20 protein-coding genes are annotated in these 23,781 nt (G+C 37.4%); 9 read left to right on the top strand and 11 right to left on the bottom strand.

Going from position 1 to position 23,781, the window contains the following annotated elements; all coding sequences use genetic code 11:
- Nucleotides 1-112: 112 nt before the first annotated feature.
- The 4 genes from trwL (V5N68_RS03585) to V5N68_RS03570 form a co-directional block, all read right to left on the bottom strand.
- Nucleotides 113-421 carry a VirB2 family type IV secretion system major pilin TrwL gene (trwL, locus tag V5N68_RS03585; protein WP_332065810.1) on the bottom strand — a complete coding sequence of 103 codons (309 nt, stop codon included), beginning with the start codon at nt 419-421 and terminating at the stop codon, nt 113-115.
- Nucleotides 422-570: 149 nt separating this feature from the next.
- Nucleotides 571-900, bottom strand: a complete 330-nt coding sequence (gene trwL, locus V5N68_RS03580) for a VirB2 family type IV secretion system major pilin TrwL (RefSeq protein WP_332065809.1) — start codon at nt 898-900, stop codon at nt 571-573.
- 1 nt (nt 901) lies between these two features.
- A complete protein-coding gene (gene korA / locus V5N68_RS03575) occupies nt 902-1,162 on the bottom strand; it encodes a KorA family transcriptional regulator (RefSeq protein ID WP_332065808.1) in 261 nt (86 codons plus the stop codon).
- A 239-nt stretch (nt 1,163-1,401) separates the two neighbouring features.
- Nucleotides 1,402-1,926 (bottom strand): lysozyme family protein, encoded by a 525-nt coding sequence (locus tag V5N68_RS03570; protein WP_332065807.1) that lies wholly within the window; start codon nt 1,924-1,926, stop codon nt 1,402-1,404.
- Nucleotides 1,927-2,659: 733 nt separating this feature from the next.
- On the opposite strand from V5N68_RS03570, the gene V5N68_RS03565 reads away from it, so the two are divergent.
- Nucleotides 2,660-2,947 carry an H-NS histone family protein gene (locus V5N68_RS03565; RefSeq protein ID WP_332065806.1) on the top strand — a complete coding sequence of 96 codons (288 nt, stop codon included), beginning with the start codon at nt 2,660-2,662 and terminating at the stop codon, nt 2,945-2,947.
- A 458-nt stretch (nt 2,948-3,405) separates the two neighbouring features.
- Here V5N68_RS03565 and V5N68_RS03560 read toward each other — a convergent pair whose 3' ends face one another.
- Complete coding sequence (locus V5N68_RS03560; protein WP_332065805.1) at nt 3,406-4,650, bottom strand: ubiquinone biosynthesis hydroxylase; 1,245 nt, start codon at nt 4,648-4,650, stop codon at nt 3,406-3,408.
- A gap of 195 nt (nt 4,651-4,845) precedes the next feature.
- Here V5N68_RS03560 and V5N68_RS03555 point away from each other — a divergent pair, with 195 nt between their 5' ends.
- From V5N68_RS03555 to V5N68_RS03530, 6 genes are all read left to right on the top strand, one after another.
- Nucleotides 4,846-7,281: an FtsK/SpoIIIE family DNA translocase gene (locus V5N68_RS03555; RefSeq protein ID WP_332065804.1), complete on the top strand. Its 2,436-nt coding sequence runs from the start codon at nt 4,846-4,848 to the stop codon at nt 7,279-7,281.
- Nucleotides 7,282-7,382: 101 nt separating this feature from the next.
- Nucleotides 7,383-8,015 carry a LolA family protein gene (locus V5N68_RS03550; RefSeq protein ID WP_332065803.1) on the top strand — a complete coding sequence of 211 codons (633 nt, stop codon included), beginning with the start codon at nt 7,383-7,385 and terminating at the stop codon, nt 8,013-8,015.
- Between the two features lie 5 nt (nt 8,016-8,020).
- A complete protein-coding gene (locus V5N68_RS03545; RefSeq protein WP_332065825.1) occupies nt 8,021-8,830 on the top strand; it encodes an exodeoxyribonuclease III in 810 nt (269 codons plus the stop codon).
- A gap of 256 nt (nt 8,831-9,086) precedes the next feature.
- A complete protein-coding gene (locus tag V5N68_RS03540; RefSeq protein ID WP_332065802.1) occupies nt 9,087-10,577 on the top strand; it encodes an efflux transporter outer membrane subunit in 1,491 nt (496 codons plus the stop codon).
- Nucleotides 10,574-11,791: an efflux RND transporter periplasmic adaptor subunit gene (locus V5N68_RS03535; RefSeq protein ID WP_332065801.1), complete on the top strand. Its 1,218-nt coding sequence runs from the start codon at nt 10,574-10,576 to the stop codon at nt 11,789-11,791. The genes V5N68_RS03540 and V5N68_RS03535 overlap by 4 nt, the downstream gene beginning before the upstream one ends.
- Nucleotides 11,792-11,794: 3 nt before the next feature.
- Nucleotides 11,795-13,780: a MacB family efflux pump subunit gene (locus V5N68_RS03530; protein WP_332065800.1), complete on the top strand. Its 1,986-nt coding sequence runs from the start codon at nt 11,795-11,797 to the stop codon at nt 13,778-13,780.
- Nucleotides 13,781-14,286: 506 nt separating this feature from the next.
- Here the strand turns inward: V5N68_RS03530 and V5N68_RS03525 are convergent.
- From V5N68_RS03525 to V5N68_RS03505, 5 genes are all read right to left on the bottom strand, one after another.
- Nucleotides 14,287-14,973, bottom strand: a complete 687-nt coding sequence (locus tag V5N68_RS03525) for a YdcF family protein (RefSeq protein ID WP_332065799.1) — start codon at nt 14,971-14,973, stop codon at nt 14,287-14,289.
- Nucleotides 14,974-14,976: 3 nt separating this feature from the next.
- Nucleotides 14,977-15,930 (bottom strand): cell division protein FtsX, encoded by a 954-nt coding sequence (locus V5N68_RS03520; protein ID WP_332065798.1) that lies wholly within the window; start codon nt 15,928-15,930, stop codon nt 14,977-14,979.
- Nucleotides 15,923-16,582 carry a cell division ATP-binding protein FtsE gene (gene ftsE, locus V5N68_RS03515; RefSeq protein WP_332065797.1) on the bottom strand — a complete coding sequence of 220 codons (660 nt, stop codon included), beginning with the start codon at nt 16,580-16,582 and terminating at the stop codon, nt 15,923-15,925. Before ftsE ends, V5N68_RS03520 begins: the two co-directional genes overlap by 8 nt.
- A 180-nt stretch (nt 16,583-16,762) precedes the next feature.
- Entirely contained in the window at nt 16,763-18,721 is a 1,959-nt protein-coding gene (acs, locus tag V5N68_RS03510) for an acetate--CoA ligase (protein ID WP_332065796.1), read from the bottom strand.
- Nucleotides 18,722-18,941: 220 nt separating this feature from the next.
- Nucleotides 18,942-19,634, bottom strand: a complete 693-nt coding sequence (locus V5N68_RS03505; protein WP_332065795.1) for a YggS family pyridoxal phosphate-dependent enzyme — start codon at nt 19,632-19,634, stop codon at nt 18,942-18,944.
- 160 nt (nt 19,635-19,794) lie between these two features.
- On the opposite strand from V5N68_RS03505, the gene leuS reads away from it, so the two are divergent.
- Together leuS and V5N68_RS03495 are read left to right on the top strand one after the other, a co-directional pair.
- Entirely contained in the window at nt 19,795-22,419 is a 2,625-nt protein-coding gene (gene leuS, locus V5N68_RS03500) for a leucine--tRNA ligase (protein ID WP_332065794.1), read from the top strand.
- On the top strand, nt 22,406-22,987 hold the full coding sequence (locus V5N68_RS03495; RefSeq protein WP_332065793.1) for a hypothetical protein: 582 nt from the start codon (nt 22,406-22,408) through the stop codon (nt 22,985-22,987). The genes leuS and V5N68_RS03495 overlap by 14 nt, the downstream gene beginning before the upstream one ends.
- Here the strand turns inward: V5N68_RS03495 and fsa are convergent.
- Nucleotides 22,984-23,637 carry a fructose-6-phosphate aldolase gene (gene fsa, locus V5N68_RS03490; RefSeq protein ID WP_332065792.1) on the bottom strand — a complete coding sequence of 218 codons (654 nt, stop codon included), beginning with the start codon at nt 23,635-23,637 and terminating at the stop codon, nt 22,984-22,986. The genes V5N68_RS03495 and fsa overlap by 4 nt on opposite strands.
- Nucleotides 23,638-23,781 lie beyond the last annotated feature (144 nt).

Raw genomic sequence — 23,781 nt, 5'->3', positions numbered from 1 at the left:
TATTTATTACTATTATAGTATAAACAGTATAACCGTTTACATATGACAACTATTATACCAAATATTATTTCTAAATAAAACGTTTTGTGTTCTATAGTTTAAGATAATTTCATTATCCTATTAACAGCTTACTAATCTCTGCTGCTGATCCAGCGAGGATGACACCGACAGACCAACGTAAGAATGTATCTCTTTCAATGAAACGCCCTGCATAACTGATTGCTAAACATAAAAGTATGACAGCGGCCAAAGTAGGAACGATTTTACCCAATTCTGTTTGCAGAGAGTCTATAGTATCTTTAGCTTTTTTCAGTTCATCTTTAGCAAATGCAGGATTATCCATAAAGAATATGGTCATAGCCGCAATAGCAAAAGTGATTTTATTATTCATCTTTGACTGAAAAGTTGTTAAGTCTCTCATATCTTTTATCCTTAATCAATATTAAAACTATTTAAACAATATTTATTTTATCTTAGAAAAAATGATAAAATCATAATCGCGTTTACATTTTTTTATATAAACATTTTGTGTCATATTGTTTGTACATATTATACAGCTTGTTATTGACATTACTTATGATCAAAAAACATCTTACTAATCTCTGCTGCTGATCCAGCGAGGATGACACCGACAGACCAACGTAAGAATGTATCTCTTTCAATGAAACGTCCCGCATAACCAATTGCTAAACATAAAAGTATGACAGCAGCTGCAACAGGAATTATCAAATCTAACTGATCCTTTAAGGTTTGTAAGGCGCTTGCAGCTTTTTTTAAACCTGTCGTTTGTTGTGGTGCTTGAGCATAGACAGAATGAGATATAAAAAGTATAGCAACAATTGAGGTAGTCTCAACAATTTTACTGTTGCCTACTTTTTTTATAACATTTAGTTTCTTCATACTATTTATCCTGATTAAGATTGAAATTGCCGCAAACAACACCTCTTTCATGAAGAAACTTAAAGAGATATTTAGGATCAACCCAAGTTCTCAACTTGCCTCTCTGCGTAAGAAGTGCATATTTATCTGGTTTTCCAGTTATTGGATCATCTGCAACAAATGTAAAATACCACTCTCGTTCTGAACGCATTACAACCGTAACTTCACGTGCTTCTTTTTGATTAAATGCTATATCAACACTATTTTGTTCTATCATTTTCATTTTTTAGCCCTCAATTAGAATAGATTTCATCCAATCTTACTAATTAGAGCTTTAATATTCTTTTATCCAATTTTCATCAATGCATCCTTTAAAAATTAAAACTTTAACTTATAAGTGCTAAAGCATCACTTTTACCCTTGAAATAAGAGAAAATATTCTGCTGCAAAAGCATCACAAACGTTACCATTGTATGTTTAAATGCACCCACCAATTTTTTTGAAAAACAGTCGAAGACTTCATTATACCATCTCCTCTTGCTTTTTAATTTGGAATTGTATCAGCTTTTGTAATTTATCATTTAAAGATATGAACACAAAAGCTTGCACTCTCACATATGAGGTGACTTTTTTTACGCAAGAACTTAAAAAGCCATGCTTAAAATCATTTATATTGTAAAAGCTTAAAACGGGTTGTCGCGTGATATCCTTAAATCTATACTGTAATGTTACACCTTTGCGGCAATGAGTTAGAGAAATTTGTATAATTTTAAGCCTTTTGCATAAATTAGGTAAATCAATGAGTCGTTTAAGAGTTTCTATATCCGCTTCTCTCAACCCTATATGACGGTCATATTTATTATATTTAGGCTGGTGAACTATTATCTTTACCTTTTCAGATACAGACAAGTAACGTAACAAGTCATAGTTTCCATTACCTTTTAGTGCATAGCCAACTTTTAAAGTTTGGCAAACAAACGAAAACATCGTTGCATTAATAGCAGAAATGTATGCAGTCATACGCGTCACAAAGTTTGGAATAGTCATTTGCAAAGCACCAAATGATAAAAAATTTCACGGGTATCAACATTAATGTTATGCAGATTGCGCAAACACTTCTGTCTAGCATTATTGTAAATTTGTTGAATGAAATTACTTAATCCAAAAATAAGCTCCTTACGATCACAAACCCTATAGCTCCTCAAAATGTCTTTGGAGTGCATTGATACACAATCAACGCATGAATTTATGCTAAATATACGGAACAAATGAGAAATATTGTAAAGGAATAAAACAGACTTAAACGAAAACTTTCCTCTTTGGTTTATTAGGAGTGATTGCTTAGTACGAGCCCTTACTAGCTTTATTTTTTTGAAAAGCGATTTATATAAAGCTACAACTATCCGAGAATTCAAATACTTCTTATTGCCAAAATAAATTACTACACTGTTACATACGAAGGACTTGTCCTTTGTGAAGGATTGCAATAACTTATATGTTAGCGATTTATATTTGTTTTTGGTTTCTAGGCTACGGAAATTAGAGAGGCAGAACGATGCTGCTGATCTTTGTTTCCCAATTCCAGAAATTGAATCGAAAAAGAATAAAGTGGTGGTAGCCGGTACACAAACAAACAACTTTCTGTGGTCCAAAATACACCTCCGTAAAAGTGATATACTCATCACAATTCTAATTTCGATAAGAAACAAAGAGAAATTGTCTATAAATTGTGTTCAAAATATGACGAGGCATAATTCTTTTTTGCGAGGGAGGTAATAAGGTGAATGATTTCAAGCACATGAATCTTGCTGAATTACAAGAAATGCGCGCTCAAATTGATGTGGAATTGAAAAAACGGCAAGCCAAAGAAAAGCAGCATGCAAGGCAAAAAATCCTTGAAATTGCTAATGCACATGGAATAGATATCGCAGATCTTGTCAGTAAAGAACGCTGTTATAGAAACCCTAATAATCAATGGGAATTATGGAATGGGCGTGGACGTAAACCTAAATGGATTAAAGAATGGTTAGAAAGTGGTTATTCTCTTGAGGAGCTAGAGGTATCATAGCAACACATATGCAATTTGAATGAGCTATAGAGAATCATTTATAGTAAATTGAAATAATATATTGTTGCGATAATTCTCTGCATCAAAATATCTAATGCGATGTTTAATATATTCTACCTTGTTGGGCTTTATTTGTATAACAAACATAAATAAACGCATTAAATTCGAAAGGTTATCACATATTGATTGATTCTATTTTTAGTCATACGGATTTTGATTAGGGGAGTTTTTAAAGTGTTTTCTGGTGTATGAAGGGTGCACAGACGGAAAGTTTGTAAATACTATTTTAAAAAGCGTACTTATGTATAAGTTTTTTTAAGCTTAATATTAAAGATGATTTAGCATTATAAAAATGGTAAGAGGTTTTTAGAAGGGAACGATGTTTTGGATAAATTTATTCCAATAAAAGGAAGATTGATGCATAACCTATAAAGCGCGGGAGAGTTTTTAGTTTTTGATTAGAGAGGGAGTCCGCGCAAAAGGCGTGGTGCGTTGGGAGTAAGCCCAGAAGCTTCTTGAATAAGGTATTGTTTCATTTTAGGCATTTGATTAACAATTCCAAGTCCAATATCGCGAAACGTTCGCAAAAAAAGGCTATCATTCGAAAAGAGTTTATTAAGCCAATCATTGCTCAGAGCCATGCGTACAATTTCAAAACGTCTCCAGCTTTGATAGCGTTCGAGGGCAATGATGGAACCAATATCAAGACCTAATCGCACTGTATCTATAATAACCTCAGCCAAAGCAGCACTATCGCATAGCCCTAAGTTAAGCCCTTGTCCTGCGATGGGATGAATTGTATGAGCAGCGTCACCAACAAGAGCAAAACGAGGTTTAATACATTGGCGTGTTAAGGAAAGAGTTAACGGAAAAGACTGACGTTCTCCATTCCATGAGAGTTTTCCTAATCGGTGGCCAATACGTTTTTCAATTTCTGTTTCAAAAATAATAGAATCAGCTTTCAAGTAATATTGAGCAGTGTGGTGATGCTCATTCCATACGATGGCTGATCGGTTTCCTTTGAGAGGGAGAATAGCAAAAGGTCCAGCAGGTAAAAAATGCTGGACTGCTTGACCATTATGAGGTTTTTCATGTTCAATTATACATATAATTGCTGTCTGCTTATAAGGGCGAGAAAAACTTTTAAGGCCTGCTTTTTCGCGTAATTGAGAATGGGCTCCATCAGCAGCAATCAACAACTTTGTTTGTAATATCTCTTCATTGCTTAAAGTGACAGTTGTGTATTGTTTTTCCTGGCGAAAATCAACAACACGTATGTTTTTTATGAAAGCAATATTGAGATGTTTTGCACGGCTTTTTAAAACACTGATAAGTTTTTTATGTTCAACCATTGTTGCAAAGGGCTCATTGAGAGAAGTATCTTCTCCAAAGGTTAAAAAATTTGGCTTGATAGGGTCATTTGTATTTGAATCAGTAATTATCATTGAATGAATAGGTTGGGCATCTGGTTTGATATTTTCCCAGCATTGCAATTGTTTAAACATACGAATAGAAGCGGCAGTGAGAGCAGTTGTTCGTATATTGAAAGTGGGAATATTCCCTGAAGGAGATGCATCAACGATATTAATATTCAGACTAGGTGCAGCTTGTTTAAGCGCTATTGCTGTCGTTAAACCAGCAGCTCCACCCCCGGCTATTAAGAGATCACATTGCTTTGTGTTATTATCGAGATCAGAATACACAACGTTTCTTTTTATTACTTTTTAAAAAATCAATACCTTTATTAAATATCATTTTTGTACAATATTAAAGAAAATTATTATTATGATGGTTAAAGCTGTATTAACATTTTTGAACCACTATTTTATAATTCTTTAGTTGCAGTGCAAGGGGGGGTAATATAAGATTTATGAGAGCTTTGTATTTAGGATTGATGAATGCATCAGAATTCCCCTCCTTATGATTTGTTAGAAGCGTCAAGCTCTCAAGGGTCTCCTCTCATTAGGATGTTTTTACGTCAGATTGGTGTCTTCATTGGGCTTGGGCTGTTGGGCTTCATCATTTTTTGTGTTTTAGCTTTAGTGACTTGGAATGTTGCAGATCCGTCATTGACGTATGCAACTTCAAATGAAGTTACAAATTTTATGGGGTGGACAGGTGCTATTTTTTCAGATTTTGTCATGCAGTTTTTTGGTTTGGCAAGTCTTGGTGTTTTATTACCACCACTTTTTTGGTCATTTCTTTTGTTAGCACAAAAAGATATTCATAACTTAATTTTTCGCTTTTGTTTATGGGTGTTATCAACGGTTTTTCTTTTAATGTCTTTTGCTTTTATGACACCGTTGGTTTCGTTTACATATTGGCCATTGCCTATAGGGTTAGGGGGTGTTTTAGGTGATAAAATTTTAAATGCTTTTTATTTAGTTTTTCCTTTTTTTCCTTCTCCTTTCCAGAGTGTGCTCTTGGGAGTTATTCTTGCATTTTTGGGAATTGTGGTGGCTTCTTTTGCTGGTAATGTTGTCTGGCGGCGCAAAATAAATGAAAGAGAAGAGAGAAAAAATCAGAAGGCTGAAGTTGTGGATCCAGTTTTTGATATGTCTGAAGATGAGGAAAATTCTGTGGACGAAGTACAAAACGGTTTTTTTGCTACAACTTTTGGAGCAGTTTTACATTTGTTTTATTTTTTACAAGCACGATTTTTCCATTTTTTTCGCTCGAATCGGCAGTCGAAAAAACAAGAAAAGTTGCTGGATCGAGTTGAGCCAGTTTTTTTTGATGAAAAAACGCAAGGTAAACAACATAAAAATCAGATGTCTGATTCTTCCGTTAAAAGCCGTTCCTTTAAGTCTTTAGCATCTTCTTCAAAAAATGGTTTTCTTCTTCCAGTTTTGGATTATCTTTCAGTTCCTTCATCGGCAGTAAAAGATGCACAACTTTCTCCTAGTGTTTTGAAAAAAAATTCTCGCGAGCTTGAAGGTATCCTATTAGATTTCGGGGTTAAGGGAAAAATTATTGATGCTTGTCCTGGCCCAGTCGTGACTTTATATGAATTTGAGCCAGCTGCTGGCATTAAGTCTTCTCGCATCATTGGTTTAGCGGATGATATTGCACGCTCTATGCGCGCGATATCAGCGCGTGTTGCTGTGGTTCCAGGACGTAATGTAATTGGAATAGAATTGCCTAATGCAAAACGTGAGATGGTGTATTTAAGAGAAATTTTGCAGGCAAAAGACTTCACAGATAGCAAAGCAAAATTAGGGCTTGCTTTAGGTAAGACAATAGGCGGTGAAACGGTGATTGCGGATTTAGCAAAAATGCCGCATCTTTTGGTTGCGGGGACAACAGGTTCAGGAAAATCTGTTGCTATTAATACTATGATTTTATCACTTCTTTACCGTATGACACCTGAGGAATGTCGTTTAATCATGGTTGATCCTAAAATGCTTGAGCTTTCAGTTTATGATGGTATTCCACACTTGTTAACGCCTGTGGTAACAGATCCTAAAAAAGCAGTGATTGCGCTTAAATGGGCCGTTCGTGAAATGGAAGAACGCTACAGCAAAATGTCCAAAGTGGGAGTCCGCAATATTGATGGATTTAATGCGCGGCTTAAAGAGGCAGAGAGCCAAGGTGAAGCAATGGTGCGTACAGTTCAAGTTGGATTTGATCGTGAGACCGGTGAACCCCTTTATGAAACAGAAAATCTTGATTTAAGTCCTATGTCCTATATCGTTGTTATTATCGATGAAATGGCAGATCTGATGATGGTTGCTGGAAAAGATATTGAAGGAGCAGTACAACGCTTAGCACAAATGGCGCGTGCTGCTGGCATTCATGTCATTATGGCTACACAGCGACCTTCAGTGGATGTGATTACAGGAACTATAAAAGCCAATTTCCCTACACGCATTTCTTTCTCTGTGAGTTCAAAAATTGATAGTCGCACAATTCTTGGTGAGCAGGGGGCTGAGCAGTTATTGGGGCAAGGAGATATGCTTTTCATGATGGGGGGAGGGCGTATCCAACGTGTTCATGGGCCATTTGTCTCTGATGATGAGGTTGAGCAAGTTGTCGCACATCTTAAAGCGCAGGCGCTGCCTGATTATTTGGAAACCATTACACAAGAAACTGCAGAACATGGTGCCGATGTTTCGCTTACTTCTCCTCCAGCAGATGACCCATATAGTCAAGCCGTTGCAGTTGTTCTTCGTGACCGTAAAGCTTCAACTTCTTATATTCAACGTCGTTTAGGAATTGGCTATAACCGTGCTGCTTCTTTAATTGAGCGTATGGAAGAAGAAGGAATTATTGGGCCGGCCAATCACGCGGGTAAACGAGACATTTTAGTTCCTGCGAAAGAAGAATCTTTTTAAAATAAAAGTCTTTTTGTTTTTTTCAAACAATATCCTTTAAAGAAGGTCATTTATTGATCATGTATATTTGCAGTAAATATGTATTGCTCAGGAGCATTTTTATGAAAACGTTTTTTTTAAGGTGGAGAAAAGTGTTTGGATTCACTAAAGTGATTATCTTTTTGTTTTTAGCTTTTCCTGCTTTATCACAATCATCTAGCCAGGTGATGCGGGCACAAAAAATTGCCAATCATTTTGCGGCAATAAAAACAATGACCGGTGATTTTATTCAGTTTAGTCCAAAAGGGAAAATAACAGAAGGAAAATTTTACTTAGAGCGTCCAGGAAAGATTCGTTTTTCTTACAAAAAATGGCCTTTACAAATTATAGCAGACGGTCAATTTGTGGGCATTCATAATCGTGTTTTGAATACTTGGAATTTTTCTAAACTTTCTCAAACTCCAATGAAATTTTTATTAAGTGATAAAATTGATTTATCATCAGGGAGATTATTGGATTTTCATGAGTATCCGGGGGCTGTGATGATGGTTTTGCGTGATAAAACTATTGGCAGAGGGCAAATAAGAATGGTTTTTGATTCTAAAAGTTATGTTTTGCGACAATGGACAATTGTTGATCAACAAAATTTGGAAACAACTGTTCAAATCATGAATGTGCGAACAGCTGTTAGGTTTGCTGATGGAATGTTTAAACTTCCCTATAAAAATGTTTCAGTATCGCATCATAGGAATTGAAATTGATGTTTTTTCGTATTGCTACCTGGAATATCAATTCCATTCGTTTGCGTCTTGCGCAGGTTTTTCATTATTTGGACAAATTTCCTGCAGATGTGCTGTGCTTACAAGAAACAAAATGTCCAGATAACTTATTTCCACGTGAAGCCTTTGAAGCTGCCGGTTATAAGCATATTGCATTGAGTGGACAAAAATCTTACAACGGCGTGGCAATTGTTTCACGTTTTCCTTTTAAGAGTGTTGAAAAGCGTCTCTTTTGTGAAAAGAAAGATTGCCGTCATATCTCGGTGGTTATTGAAGCTTATGATAAAAAGCTTCGGGTTCATAATTTTTATGTTCCAGCAGGAGGTGATGTGCCTGATGCTCAGGTGAATGAAAAATTCCGTCATAAGCTTGATTTTTTAGAGGAAATGTTTTCCATCCATGCCGATGAGGGAGATGGTTTGTCGTCGCTTTTATTGGGGGATCTCAATATTGCTCCTTTGGCAGATGATGTCTGGTCTCATCAACAATTATTAAAAGTCGTAAGTCATACGCCGATAGAAACTGAGCGTTTACAGGCTTTATGTTGTCAAGGTGGGTGGGTTGATGTGATGCGTGTTTATTTTCCTGTTCCTGCTAAACTTTATACATGGTGGAGCTATCGTGCACGCAACTGGTCCCTTTCTGATCGTGGCCGACGGCTTGATCATATTTGGTCTTCTCCAGATTTGGTTCCTTTTGTTACAGATGTTTCAATTTTTCGTACTGCACGAGGATGGGATCGTCCTTCAGATCACGTTCCAGTACAGACTATATTTAATTTTTCACAATAAAGAGAGTGGGACTGTCCTTCATATTACTTCCCAAGATGGATTATATTTGATTACTTCACAATAAAGAGGATAGACTGTCCTTCATATTACTTTTCAGTATAGATTATATTTGACTTTTCAAAATAAAGAGGGTGAAACTGTCTTTTAAATCACTTTCCAGTACAAACTATATTTGATTTTTCAAAATAAATTTGAAATAAGAATCTTAGTAAATAAAACGTTAACAGATTGATTCTAGGAAAATATTGGAGAGTGAATGCTTGTTAGAAATCTAAAGCTGATTGCTTCAAAGGATTTGTTTTATAATATTTTTTTATGCTTTCTAGTATTATCAGGATGTACAGTTGGACCTGATTATCATAAAACATCATTTCGTGTTCCAGCATCTTGGGGACAACAGTCTCTTTCTTCTTCTCAAACTCCTAAACATTCAGTCGTTCTTGCAGAATGGTGGCGGCGTTTGAATGATCCTATTTTAAATGAATTAATAAATTATGCTATTGCTGAAAATAATAGTGTTGCTATTGCTAAAGCGCGGGTTCGCGAAGCGCGTGCTAGTTTAGGGCAGGCTGTTGGGTATCTTGCGCCAAGCCTATCAACTTCAATCTCAGGAAACCGCAGCTCTGGGCAGGCTGATACGTCTTTAAGCCAGTATCATGGCGGTTTTGATGCAAGCTGGGAACTTGATTTTTTTGGTGGACATAAACGGGCAGTTGAGGCAGCACGTTATGGCCTTGAAGCGGTTGTGGAAGATATGCGTGCCACAATGGTGACGTTGTTGGGAGACGTGGCAACAAATTATATTGAAGTCCGTGGTTGGCAACAGAAACTGTTGATTGTACGGCAAATTGCTGCATTACAGCGTAAGACATTGAAGTTAGTAAGCGCTAAATTAAAAGCTGGTGATGTGTCGGAGCTTGATTTTTCAAATGCGCAAGCGCAAATGGCCAATACAGAAGCAGATATACCACAGATGGAAGCTAATTTAGCAAGGAGTATTCATCGTCTTTCCGTTTTAACTGGTCGTGTGCCTATGGCTTTGAATGATCTTTTGCAAAAAAGTGCTAAAGATGCGAAAATTCCACAGCCACCCTGGCCTATATCGGCAGGAATTCCTGCTGATATTTTATTAACACGCCCAGATTTACGACGGGCAGAGCGCCGATATGCGCAAGCTACAGCGCGAATTGGTCAGCGTGAAGCAGATCGTTATCCAGCACTCACTTTAACTGGTAATATTTCGACAGTTGCAGCGACAGTTGGTCAATTATGGAAAAATTCAACAATTGGGTGGTCTTTTGGACCAAATCTTCGTTTTCCTTTTTTTAATGGAGGACAGGTTGTAGCTTCTGTTGCTTTGGCACGTGCACAGCGTGATCAGTCTTTTATTGCCTATAGGTCTGCAGTTTTGGAGGCCTTAGAAGATGTAGAAACTGCGCTTGTGAGATTCACTCAAGAACATCATCGCTTAGAAAAGCTTGTTGTTGCGAATGCGGCTTATCTGCATTCATTAAAACTTTCACAGCGTCTTTTTGAAAATGGCAATACTAGTTTTCTTGAATTATTAAACGCTAATCATTCTTATTATTCTTCGCAAATGGCGCTTAAAGATAGCTACATTTCTTTGGCTATTCAATATATTGCGCTGATGAAAGCGCTGGGGGGTGGCTGGGATAACATGGTTGATGTGTCACGTCCAGAAGTAGTCGATGGTGTTACCCATTTGCGTATGAAAGCAAGGAAATGAAAAAAAGGTTAATCAAAGATTCCATTATGAAACGCAAAAAACGTTCTCTGTTTTTGGGGGGTACATTTTTTATTATCTTTTTGTTATGGCTGCGCTCTCTTTCTTTGGGAACCTCTACACCTACTTACATGACAGAGGTTGTTAAGCGTGGCGATATCGAGGAAAGTGTTTTAGCTTCTGGTCTCGTGCGTCCTTATAGATTGGTTGCTGTTGGTGCACGAGCAACAGGACGCGTTGTGTCGATGCATGTTTCTCCTGGAAGTGTTGTGAAAGAAGGAGATCTTTTAGCAGAAATTGATCCTACAGATCAGGAGAATGATTTAAAAAAGAGAAAAGCAATATTATCTCATTACCATGCAAGCTTGGTAGAACAAGAAGCCTATCTCTCTCTTGCTCAAAAAAATTTAGATCGTCAAAAGAAAATGATTGAAGCTCGTGCTATTTCACGGGCTAATCTTGATGATGCTATAACGCAAGTAAAAATACGTGAAGCACAAATCGTTCAACTTCGTTCACAAATTGCGCAAGCCCAAATTGATGTGGATAGTGCAGAGGTTAATCTAGGGTACACCAGGGTGACGGCTCCTTCTGCGGGAACAGTTTTAGCTACAGTTGTGGAAGAAGGACAGAATGTGAATGCAGTTCAATCAGCACCAACAATTGTTATTTTGGGCGATTTATCAAAGGTAACGGTTAAAGCACAAATTTCAGAAGCTGATGTTCTCAAAGTAAGTTCTGGACAGTCTGTATATTTTAATGTTTTGGGAGATCCACAGCGTCGTTATGAAGGAATTTTAGAAAAGATAGAGCCTGCTCCTGAATCAATACGCGGCGATGTCAGTATTAATCCTGGGGTTATAGGAAGCTCTAGCTTAGCATCATCGGCTATCTATTATAATGGGATTATTCATGTTGATAATAAGGACAATTTACTGCGTACTTATATGACTGCTCAAATTCATATTATATTGGGTCGTGCTCAAAATGTCTTATTGGTTCCAAGTGGCGCTTTACGTGATGAGACAAAAGAGCATAAAGCTTGGGTTTCGCTTTTGGTAGGACGAAATAAAGTAGTTGCAAAACAGGTGACTGTAGGGCTCAATAACAAGGTTATGGCTGAAATTGTTTCAGGGCTTAATGAGGGAGATGTGGTGATTACTGGCTCAAGCGACGGGGTGATGCCAGATTATGTATACAGCGAAGATGAGATGTAAAGCATGAAAAAAGAAAAAACAGATGCTATCCTCGTTTTGGAAAATATTGTGCGTAAGTTTCGATCAGGTGATACTTGGGTCACTATTTTGAAAAATATTAGTCTTACCATTAATCGTGGTGAAATGGTTGCTATTGTGGGTGCTTCTGGTTCAGGAAAATCCACATTAATGAATATCTTAGGATGCCTTGATCGTCCAAGTTCTGGACGCTATTGGATTTCAGGTAAAGAAACAGCTACTCTTGTTTCTGACGAGTTATCGGCTTTAAGACGCAATCATTTTGGATTTATTTTTCAACGTTATCATTTGTTGAGTGAATTGACAGCTCTCGGCAATGTTGAAATTCCAGCTATTTACGCAGGATGTGTAGCAGAAACAAGAAAAAAGCGTGCACGGGATATGTTAGTACGTTTAGGCATGGGTGATCGAGTAAATTATCGTCCAAGTCAGCTTTCAGGGGGGCAGCAGCAACGTGTGTCTATTGCTCGTGCATTAATGAATAATGCCGAAGTCATTCTTGCAGATGAGCCAACGGGTGCATTAGATAAAAAAAGTGGTCAGGAAGTTTTGAGGATTTTGGATGAGCTTCATCAAGAAGGCCGCACGATTATCATTGTTACACATGATATGCAGGTAGCTGAAAGGGCAGAACGTATTATTGAAATTAGTGATGGAGAAATCATTGCCGATAATATTTCAAAGGCTGCAAAAAAAAGAAAGAGTAGTCAACTTTTTGATCAAAAACAGGATTTAAAAGATCAACAGTCATTTGGTTTTTTTCCGTCTTCTTTTGAGCGTTTTCGTGAGGCGTTTGTCATGGCTTTATTAGCAATGAATGCACACAGAATGCGAACTTTTTTAACAATGCTCGGGGTTATTATCGGTATTGGTGCGATTATTGCTATGGTGGCTTTAGGAAATGGTGCACGGGAAACAATTTTGGAAAATTTTAAGAGTTTAGGCACGAATACGTTAACTATTTTTCCCGGAAAAAGTTTTTCTGATCCACAATCACAAAAAATAACAAGTTTGGTTGAAGCGGACGCAGAAGCTTTGTCTAAATTATCTTATATTGCTGGTGTAACACCTCAGGTTTCGACAAGTTCGACAATACGTTCTGATACAGTTGAAGTTAATGCTGTAATTATAGGGGCAGGAGAACAGTTCTTTCAAACACAGGGACTTAAAGCTGTTGAAGGGCGGTTGTTTGATCACAAAAGTATCCATAATCGGGCAGTTGATTTAGTAATAGAAAAAGAAGCAATTTCTATTCTTTTTCCTAAGAGTCATGAGAGCCCTATTGGGAAAGTGGTGCACATAGGACAAGTTCCAGTACGTATTATTGGTGTTGTAAATCCACAGAATAATGGAGGTGATGTATCAAATACATTGCAAGTTTATTTACCCTATACAACGGTGCAAACGCGTTTTCTAGGAACGACAAATGTTCGTGCGATTACTCTTAAAGTTGTTGATGAGGTTGATTCACATTTAGCAGAGACTATGATAGAAAATTTTTTAATCGTTCGGCATGGTAGCAAAGATTTTTTCATTAGAAATTCAGAAACATTTCGTGAGCAGATTACTAAAAATACGAATATTTTAACGCTTTTAGTGTCTTCCATTGCAGCAATTTCGTTAATTGTAGGGGGGATTGGCGTGATGAATATTATGTTGGTTACAGTTTCTGAGCGTATCAATGAAATTGGAGTGCGTATGGCAGTTGGTGCGCGTCAGAGCGATATTTTGCAACAGTTTTTAATCGAAGCTGTTTTGGTTTGTGTGATTGGTGGTGGTTTAGGTATTCTTTTCGGATTTTCAATTGGTGGTTTGTTTGTATTTTTTAAAGCGCCTATCCGTTTAATGTATACGATTGATTCAATCATTCTGTCTCTCGTTTTTTCTACTGCTATTGGGGTGTGTTTTGGTTTTTCGCCAGCGCGTCAAGCTTCACGACTTGATCCTGTGATAGCTCTCTCACGTGATTAATATTGTCAATTATAAGGTGAGCTTGCTCTTGGGGGGAGAAGTGAATTTTGAGTTAGATAATGAAAAAGGGCTGAGAAAGAGACGGTGTCGTTTTAATCAATCTATTACACTATTATATCAAATTTAAATGTTACCTTTGAAAATAGGGAACGAAACTTAATGAGATCATAAGTTTTTAAAGCTTGCGAAAAAGGGAATATGTAGAGCATTGATTTCGAAAAAAGCCAATGAGTTATGGTGGATAAGTGTTTATTTTGCTCTGTTCCTTTAAAATTGTTATGTAAAAAGGGGGTGGGGGTGATTGCACTTGAGGAGAAAGCAATATTTTTTATTATGGAAAGAAATTGTTCTCAAAGAAAAATGAGCGACATCAAACTCGTATGAAGAGAATGAAATATTAAAGTGACCTTGCTACGCAGAGCCATGGTATTTACGGTCGTTAACGATATGTGGGCGCGTAATTTAAATGTTCCTAGGGGGCTGGCTGGGAAATATAAATAGCAAGATCAAAATGTAGTTCTAATATAAACTCCAATAGTTTTAATATATTCAAATGCAAGAATGCGTATTTGATTGATTTGTTGTATTGAGCTTTTAGCGTTATTGTTTTTCACTGGGTAAGCAATAAAGTTTATGTGAGGCATTAAATATTTGAGCTCCCGTAGAGAGCGCCACATATGATAATCATGGGTGACGATATAAATTGTCTTATAATGGTTCTTTTTGATCCAATCAGTGCTTTCTGCGGCATTTCCTTTTGTATTGGTGGCTTTATGGCCGATATCAATGCAACAGGTGAAAAACTGGGGATTGAGTTGATGAGTCTGGTTGATGCGAATGAGGTTAGAAAGGCTGGTTGTTGTATTTACGCCACTAATTAATAGACGTGAACCAAGTCCTTGTTGTAAAAGAGTTAGTCCTGTTTTTATTCGGTTTTCTCCACCTGTGAGGACGATGATCGCATCTGCTTTGGGTAAAGGGTTGGGTGGTGGCTTAAGCTGCCCAGTTTTTTCTGAAAAAACAATGAAGCCAACGCAAAAGAGGAAAGTTATACTTAAAAGAAAAATCGCTATCGGTGGAAAGTAGCAAAATAAGCAACGAGGATGCCATATATTGAATATGCTTCGCTTTTGAAATGAACGTTCTAAATTACTTTCTTTTGATTTTTTGAGATTGTATGAGTTATGGGTCATGAATTAAAACAAACCGTTTTCACATTGGTCGATATTTTTAAGTTGTGCCAGAATGGTCATTCTATTCGTAAGCATGGTAAGGAACGAAACAAAAAGAATAAGCACAATAATTTTGCCATAAGGGATTGAGCTTATGGAAAAATGTCCAAACAAGGCAGTGACTTGATTAGCTTCAACTTTGCTGAGGTTATAATTTATCCAAAAGGAGAAAGAACAAAATAGGAATATACTTGTAGCACTACCATATATAGCGCCACGTAGTGCCGTTTTAAAAAAATGCCAGTCAAATTGCCGAGCAATGAAAAGTGTTTCAGTACCGAGAAAATATAGTACATTGATAATATGAGAGTTTTCTGACAATGCATTGCATGTAGCAAAAATAACCGTAAGTATAAGTGATCCTAAAACCAGTATTAAAACTGAGAAGCCAATGAAAATAGTTGTATGTGCCATTTTCGTAAAACGGTTTACCCAAACACGATGATTATCAAAATGAGCTCCTGGAATCTGTTTTTTGATTGTTTGATCTATTGCGTAAAAATCAACATTTTTATTTTCTTGAAGTGTTACGATGATAAGGCGGGGAAGTGGTAATTCATTTAAGTTTAAACCTGTTCCAAGCCATGGCTCGAGTAATTTTTCCGTGGATTTTTTGTCAACAATTGTGGCATCTTGTACACCATGAAATGTTTTAACCAATTTAACAGCATCACGAAGAGCTTTTTCTATATCAACATTTTCGACGGGGCGTATTTGAATTGTTGCTTCATAGCTAATTTGACTGCTCCAATTGTTGGCAGCATTTTGTACTAAATCAACACCAACCAATGTCAGGCTTGATAAAAATGTCATAATTGCGATGACTGCAACTAATGCTTTCCCAGAAATGTTATCGCTAGGAATAATAGCAGTTGTGGTTTTTTTATTACTTGAAAAAATTGAAAAAAATTTATTCATGAATTTTCATCCGTCCGTTATGAAGAATCATACGTCGTGCTGCAACTTGTTCCATCAGTGCGATATCATGGGTGGCAATGATGACAGCTGTTCCAAAACGGTTTAATTCAATAAATAAACGTAATAAGCGTTTTGCTAGAGGAGGATCAACATTTCCTGTTGGCTCATCAGCTAGAAGAATTTCTGGCTGGTCAATGAGTGCTCGGGCAATTGCTACTCTTTGTTTCTCTCCACCGGAAAGAACGGGAGGTAAAACATGAATATGATTTCCAAGCCCTACCCAATGTAAAAGATCTTCTACTTCACTGCGATAAGTTGCTTCTTCTTGTCCTTTAATTCGTAAGGGTAAAGAGACATTTTCATAAGTTGTCATGTGATTGAGTAAACGAAAATCTTGAAAAACAACCCCAATTCGTTGTCGTAGTGCAGGCAGCTCTTTTCGTTTAAGCAATGCCGTATCCGTTCCAAATAAGTCAATATGACCTCGAGTTGGTTTGAGTGCCAAAAACATTAGACGCATCAACGAAGTTTTACCTGCTCCAGAGACACCAGTTAAAAACTGAAATGATCCTGGAGGAATATGAAAACTAATATCACGTAAAATTTCAGGGCCCATCCCGTAGCGTAAACCGACGTTTTCAAAATGAATCACTTTTAGTTACCACTTCTGCTGCTATATTGAATTACACTATAGGGTACTTTTCTGTCATTACTTTTCAGTTTCTTAGTTAGTGTTACATTTTTTATTTTATTTTTGTTTTTATTGGTGATTTTAGCAGGAATGTTAGAGCGATTCTAGCAAAAACACCAAAGGTTCCATTTATGTTGTACGTTAAGAAATGTTTTCTTTATTTTGGCGGTTTGCAATAAGATCGTCAATAATTTGCGGTTCGGAAATGGTTGAAATATCTCCTAAATTATCAAAATCATTTTCGGCAATTTTTCGCAAAATCCGTCTCATAATTTTTCCTGATCGTGTTTTGGGTAGCTGAGAACTAAATTGAATTTTATCCAATATAACGATAGATCCTATTTCTTTTTTAACGTGTTGAATAAGGTTGTTATGTAACTCTTCATTGGGCGTGATCCCTTCCATTAAAGTAACAAAACTGTAAATACCTTGTCCTTTAATGGGGTGGGGGTAACCGACAACTGCAGCTTCTGAAACATCAGGATAAGAAACAAGAGCTGATTCAATTTCAGCTGTTCCTAATCTGTGTCCAGATACATTGAGAATGTCATCAACACGTCCTGTAATCCAGTAATAGCCATCCTTGTCTCGTTTACAGCTATCGCCTGTAAAATATTTTCCTTTATATGTGGAAAAATAGGTTTGAATAAAGCGCTCATGGTCATTATACAGGGTGCGCATTTGACCAGGCCATGAGTCAATGATGCAGAGATTACCTTCCGCTTCACCTTCTAAAACATTTCCTTGTGTATCAATTATTTGAGGTTGAATACCAAAAAAAGGATGTGTGGCTGATCCTGCTTTAAGTTTTGTTGCACCGGGCAACGGAGTAATCATATGTCCTCCTGTTTCTGTTTGCCACCATGTATCGAGAATGGGACAGCGATTATTGCCAACGGTATGATAAAACCATTCCCATGCTTCAGGGTTAATAGGTTCACCCACAGTTCCAAGGAGACGTAAGGATGTTCTTTGTGAGCGTTCAACAAATGAGTTTCCTGCACCCATTAAGGTGCGAATAGCAGTTGGTGCAGTATAGAGCGTATTGACTTGGTGTTTATCAACAATTTCCCAGAATCTGCTGGGGGTAGGAAAGGTTGGAGACCCTTCAAACATCAACGTTGTAGTACCGTTGCATAAGGGGCCATAAATCAAATAAGAATGACCAGTAATCCAACCAATATCAGCAGTGCACCAGTAAATTTCATCTGGGTGTGAATCAAAAACATATTGATGCGTCATTGATGCGTAAACAAGATAGCCGCCCGTTGTATGCAAAACACCTTTTGGTTTGCCTGTTGAACCTGAGGTATAAAGGATAAAAAGCGGGTCTTCAGCATTCATTTTTTCTGGTGGGCAATCAGGCTTTGCATGGGACATTTCTTCATGATACCAAAAGTCACGTTCTTGTATCCAATTGATTTCTCCGCCAGTGTGTTTAATAACCATGACTTGATTGACATATATATTGTGGCGTGCTGCTATGGAAATGGCATGATCAATATTATCTTTTAGCTGAATTAATTTTCCTCCACGCAACCCTTGATCGGCAGTAATAATAAAGGTCGATTCACAATTAATAAGGCGTCCTGCTATTGCTTCAGGAGAAAAACCGGCAAAAACAACTGAATGAATGGCTCCAATGCGGGCGCATGCTAGCATAGCATAGGCTGCTTCGGGGATCATTGGTAGGTAAATAGTCACTCTGTCGCCTTTTTTCACGCCATGATCTTTTAAGATATTAGCAAAGCGACAGACATGTTCATAAAGCTCATGATAGGTTATTTTTTTATCATGATAAGGATTATCTCCCTCCCAAATTAGAGCGATGTGATTACTGTCATTTTTTAAATGACGGTCAATACAATTATAGGAGACATTTGTTACTCCATCTTCATACCATTTGATTGATACATCATTGTTAAATGAAGCATTTTTTACTTTCGTATAAGGTTTGAACCATTCAATGCGTTGGCCATGTTTAGCCCAGAATTTTTCTGGGTTATTGATGCTTTCCTGATACCATTGTTGATAGGTTTCTTCATCGATTAAAGCATTTTTTTTTATATTTTCTGGTATTGAGTAAATTTTTTCAGACATAATTTCCTCCCTAAATTTATTGTTTGAAAAAAATGAGCTACAATGTTTTTGATACTTCTCCTTCCGCAAGTTTCTCTTTAAATGACAGATTTAGTCTTTAAATTAGATTAAATTACAATGCTTTTTATGAGTATTTTCAGAATAAAGTATTATGCTGATTGCATATTAAGAAGCATTTTATGTTGTTTGTTGGTGTTTCAGTGATGTTCGTAAAATGAAATCAAGTGGAGCGTTTTCCAAATAAAGCTGAACCAATGCGAAGAACATTAGAGCCAAATTGAAGAGCGATTTCAAAATCATTGGACATTCCCATCGATATTTTAGGTAAATTTGCTTTTTTTGCTAGTTTTGCCAAAAGTGCAAAGTAGGGACCAGGGTTTTCGTGCGCTGGTGGTATGGCCATAAGGCCAATAATATCAAGACCATATTGATTTTTGCATTGGGAGATAAAAGGGATAACTTCTTGCGGTTCAATCCCACTTTTTTGGGGTTCTAATCCAATATTGACTTGAACATAGCAGGGAAGGTATTTCTTTTGTTTTTGCATTTCTTTGGCCAAGCATTCGGCTATTTTTTCACGATCAACAGTTTGAATAACATCAAAAATTTTAACGGCTTGTGCTGTTTTGTTGGATTGTAAAGGGCCGATAAGATGAAGCTCTATAAAATCAAACTGTTGACGTAAAAGAGGCCATTTTTCAGTAGCTTCTTGTACGCGGTTTTCGGCAAAAGAAGAATGGCCTACTTGCAAAAGGGGAACAATGTTATCTGCAGATACAGTTTTTGAAACGGCGATAAGCTGAACCTCTTCCACAGGGCGGCACATGTCTTGGCATATTTTAGCAATGCCTTTTTGAAGTTGTTTCCATGCTTCAATGGAAGCTGTGTGAGAAGTGGTGTGCAACGTACTCATATTTTCGTGCTTTCCTTTTTGCTTGAGAATTGGCAATTATTTGTAAAAGCTTTGAAATACTTAGTAAAATATTTATTGAAAACCTTGACGATGGGCTTAATTCATGGTGAAGCATAAAACAAGCTTTTTGGTTCAATTTTATAAATAGAGTATCATGGGAATGACAACTGAACGCTATAATCCACGTGTCCAAGAACAAAAATGGCAAGCAATTTGGGATGAAAAGAAAACTTTTCAAACCATTGAGGAGGATAAGCGTGAGAAATATTATGTTTTAGAAATGTTTCCTTATCCTTCTGGTCGCATTCATATGGGACATGTGCGTAATTATGCGATGGGAGATGTTGTTGCACGCTATAAACGTGCAAAGGGATTTAATGTGCTTCATCCCATGGGGTGGGATGCTTTTGGTATGCCAGCTGAAAATGCTGCTATGCAAAATAGAGTGCATCCTAAAATTTGGACCTATCAAAATATTGAGGTGATGCGTGGACAATTAAAGCAGTTAGGACTTTCTTTGGATTGGTCACGTGAATTTGCAACCTGCGATGTGGACTATTATCATCGCCAACAAATGCTCTTCCTTGATTTATATCAAAAGGGGTTAGTTATACGCAAAGTGGCTAAGGTCAATTGGGATCCTGTTGATCAGACTGTTTTGGCGAATGAGCAGGTTGTTGATGGGCGGGGTTGGCGTTCTGGAGCACTGATTGAACAGCGTGAATTGACGCAATGGTTTTTCAAAATTAGTGATTTAAGTGAAGACTTATTGGAAGGGCTTGAAGAACTTGAACAGTGGCCGGAAAAAGTTCGCGTTATGCAGAAAAATTGGATCGGTAAGTCACAAGGTTTATTGATCCGTTGGGCTTTAGATACAGAAAATATGGATGATGATCTTTGTGAGACATTTAACGAAATTGTCTGTTATTCAACACGGCCTGATACTCTTTTTGGGGCTTCTTTTTTGGCGTTGTCTGTCGATCATCCCATTGCACAAGCTTTGGCGCAAAAAAATGAAGAACTCAGGACTTTTATAGAAAACTGCCGGTGTGGTGGGGTGACAACTGAGGCTCTTGAAACAGCTGAAAAACAAGGGTTTCGCACACAGATTTTGGCTGTTCATCCCTTTGATTCAACATGGCATATTCCTGTTTATATTGCTAACTTTGTTCTTATGGATTATGGAACTGGGGCTATTTTTGGGTGTCCCGCTCATGATCAGAGGGATTTAGATTTTGCACGTAAATATAATCTTCCTGTACGTCCAGTCGTTCTACCAGATGGAATTGATGAAGAAAATTTTGTCATTGCTCAAATGGCTTATACCGGTGATGGAGTGATGATTAATTCAGGCTTTTTAGATGGTTTAACACCACAACAGGCTTTTGAGGTGGCTGCTGAAAAACTTGAAAAACAAGTGCTAAATGGTCAGCCGCAAGGAAGAAAAACAGTGCAGTTTAGATTGCGTGATTGGGGTATTTCGCGTCAACGTTATTGGGGATGTCCGATTCCTATGATCCATTGTTCATCTTGTGGGATAGTTCCTGTTCCACGTGCCGATTTACCTGTTGTATTGCCTGATGATGTGACTTTTGATCAGCTTGGCAATCCTCTTACACGTCATGAAACATGGCAAGCCGTTTCTTGTCCTTCTTGTGGTCAATCAGCCAAACGTGAGACCGATACAATGGATACGTTTGTTGACTCTTCGTGGTATTATGCGCGCTTTACGGCACCTTGGGCACAAGAACCAGTTGACAAAAGTATTTCAGCTCAATGGTTGCCTGTACATCAATATATCGGTGGAATTGAACACGCAATTTTACATTTGCTCTATGCTCGTTTTTTTATGCGTGCCATGAAAATAGCTGGTTATGTGTCGGGGGATGAGCCTTTTAAGGGGCTTTTTACTCAAGGGATGGTTGTCCATGAAACCTATAGAGATGATAAGGGATGGGTTTCACCAGTAGAAATTTCAATTGTTGAAAAAGATGGTCAACGCCATGCCTATAAATTGACTGATCAAAGTGAAGTAACAATTGGTTCGATTGAAAAAATGTCAAAATCGAAAAAGAATGTTGTTGATCCTGATGATATTATTGCATCTTATGGAGCAGATACTGTGCGTTGGTTTGTGTTATCAGATTCTCCTCCTGATCGAGATGTGATCTGGACGGAATCTGGTGTTGAGGGAGCGTATCGTTTTGTACAGCGTGTTTGGCGTTGTGTGTCTTCGAGTGCTCCAGTTTTAAAAGAAGTAGTGCCGTGTGTGGGGAAACAGGGTAAGGCTTTGGAACTTTCAAAAATGGTGCATCGGACACTTTGCGCTGTGGAAGATGATTTGGAAAAGCTTGCGTTTAATCGAGCAATTGCGCGTCTTTATGAATTCTTGAATGTGATAGCACCATTGTTAAACAATGTGGAAAGTCTTGAAGATGAAATTAAAGCATCTTTGCGTCAAGCAATAGACTTCTTTATCGCTATGATTGCACCCATGATCCCCCATTTAGCAGAAGAATGTCATGCCGCTTTAGGGGGAAGAAAATTAATTTCTGAACAGTCTTGGCCTATTTATGATACCGCATTAATTATTGATGATTTCTATACTTTACCGGTACAGATTAATGGTAAAAAACGTGGTGAAGTAACCGTTGCAGCAACGGCTAATGAGGAGATGATAAAGGAAGTTGTTTTGGCTCTTGATTTTATGCAGGTGCATTTGGCTGAGAAATCAATTAAAAAAATGATTATTGTTCCCAAAAGGATCGTTAATGTTGTTTTTTAAAAATTGTATTTTTTCTCTTTTCTTTTTCTTATTTACATTTTTAAGTGGGTGCACGGTCGAGCCGCTTTACCGTGAGGTGTCGGTGCCCAGTTCTTCAACAGTTATGGATTCTGCTTCCTATAGTCAGCGTTCAGGAACAAATAGTTTAGGGCTTTATAAAAAATTTGCACAAATTATCATTGAAGAACCTTCAGATCATTTTGGCCAAATGGTGCGCAATCATTTACTATTTCTTTTATATGGTAATGGGAGTACCCCTTCTGTTCCAGCATATAAATTAGCATTGCGAACATTTGTGCTCATACGGTCATCTGTGCAGGTAGAACTTGATAAAGAAAAAGGGGGGCGTTCTTCTCTTGGAACTGTAATAAGTAGAGCTTTTTATACCTTACAAGATATGAAAGGTGTTCCTATTTCAAAAGGAGTGGGGGCTGCCAATGTGTCTTTTGAACGGCTTAGACAGGAATATGCAACATTGCAGGCAGAAGAAAATGCGAAAAAACGTGCAGCTGAGGAATTGGCTGAACGGATTTTTCTCCTGCTTTCAAGAGATTTTTTGAAGCGTTAAGCAATATTTTGTCCAGTTTTTTTCCAATCATTTAGGAATATTTCTAAACCTTGATCGGTTAAAGGGTGTTGGATGAGAGATTTTAGGATTTTAGGTGGTATAGTTGCAACGTCTGCACCATTTAGTGCCGCTTCTTTGACATGATTTATGGTGCGGATTGATGCCGCTAAAATCTGTGTTTTAAAGCCATAATTGTTATAAATTGTGCGGATTTCATGGATTAATTTACTGCCATTCATTCCGTAGTCTTCTATTCTACCGATAAAAGGTGAAATAAATGTTGCGCCTGCTTTTGCTGCTAATAAGGCCTGAGTCGCAGAAAAACAGAGTGTGACATTTGTTTGTACCCCTTGTTCTGTAAGAGCTTTACATGCTTTTAATCCATTAAATGTTAGAGGAAGCTTGATACAAATATTTTCAGAAATTTTTGCTAAAATAGCCGCTTCTTTCATGATATTTTTAAATTCAATTGCTGCAACTTCGATAGAAATAGGGCCATTAACAAGGGCGCAAATTTCTTTTGTAACATCGAAAATATTGCGTCCCGCTTTTAAAATGAGGGAGGGATTTGTGGTGACACCATCGATTAATCCTAAATTTTGTAATTCACGGATATCTTCAATATGAGCACTATCCACAAAAAATTTCATTTTAAATCTCCTTGGTTTTAAAAGCGTTTTTATAAAATCTCTGATGTTTCATCTTTTCTGTATGATGCTCTTTATGCAGTCCTATTGATTGCAAAAAAAGGAGAAGGATAAGTGTGTTTGAATCGTCGGTGAATTATAAGCGAA

This window comes from Bartonella eidoli, from assembly GCF_036576145.1.
GTDB lineage: Bacteria > Pseudomonadota > Alphaproteobacteria > Rhizobiales > Rhizobiaceae > Bartonella.
The sequence above is the reverse complement of the archived record's forward strand: the minus strand, read 5'-3'. Positions and strand labels throughout refer to the sequence as shown.

Coding starts and splice junctions, on each gene's coding strand:
- trwL (WP_332065810.1), bottom strand. CDS start 421: ATGAGAGACTTAACAACTTTTCAGTCAAAGATGAATAATAAAATCACT.
- trwL (WP_332065809.1), bottom strand. CDS start 900: ATGAAGAAACTAAATGTTATAAAAAAAGTAGGCAACAGTAAAATTGTT.
- korA (WP_332065808.1), bottom strand. CDS start 1,162: ATGAAAATGATAGAACAAAATAGTGTTGATATAGCATTTAATCAAAAA.
- V5N68_RS03570 (WP_332065807.1), bottom strand. CDS start 1,926: ATGACTATTCCAAACTTTGTGACGCGTATGACTGCATACATTTCTGCT.
- V5N68_RS03555 (WP_332065804.1), top strand. CDS start 4,846: ATGCATCAGAATTCCCCTCCTTATGATTTGTTAGAAGCGTCAAGCTCT.
- V5N68_RS03550 (WP_332065803.1), top strand. CDS start 7,383: ATGAAAACGTTTTTTTTAAGGTGGAGAAAAGTGTTTGGATTCACTAAA.
- V5N68_RS03545 (WP_332065825.1), top strand. CDS start 8,021: ATGTTTTTTCGTATTGCTACCTGGAATATCAATTCCATTCGTTTGCGT.
- V5N68_RS03540 (WP_332065802.1), top strand. CDS start 9,087: ATGCTTGTTAGAAATCTAAAGCTGATTGCTTCAAAGGATTTGTTTTAT.
- V5N68_RS03535 (WP_332065801.1), top strand. CDS start 10,574: ATGAAAAAAAGGTTAATCAAAGATTCCATTATGAAACGCAAAAAACGT.
- V5N68_RS03530 (WP_332065800.1), top strand. CDS start 11,795: ATGAAAAAAGAAAAAACAGATGCTATCCTCGTTTTGGAAAATATTGTG.
- V5N68_RS03525 (WP_332065799.1), bottom strand. CDS start 14,973: ATGACCCATAACTCATACAATCTCAAAAAATCAAAAGAAAGTAATTTA.
- V5N68_RS03520 (WP_332065798.1), bottom strand. CDS start 15,930: ATGAATAAATTTTTTTCAATTTTTTCAAGTAATAAAAAAACCACAACT.
- acs (WP_332065796.1), bottom strand. CDS start 18,721: ATGTCTGAAAAAATTTACTCAATACCAGAAAATATAAAAAAAAATGCT.
- V5N68_RS03505 (WP_332065795.1), bottom strand. CDS start 19,634: ATGAGTACGTTGCACACCACTTCTCACACAGCTTCCATTGAAGCATGG.
- leuS (WP_332065794.1), top strand. CDS start 19,795: ATGACAACTGAACGCTATAATCCACGTGTCCAAGAACAAAAATGGCAA.
- V5N68_RS03495 (WP_332065793.1), top strand. CDS start 22,406: ATGTTGTTTTTTAAAAATTGTATTTTTTCTCTTTTCTTTTTCTTATTT.
- fsa (WP_332065792.1), bottom strand. CDS start 23,637: ATGAAATTTTTTGTGGATAGTGCTCATATTGAAGATATCCGTGAATTA.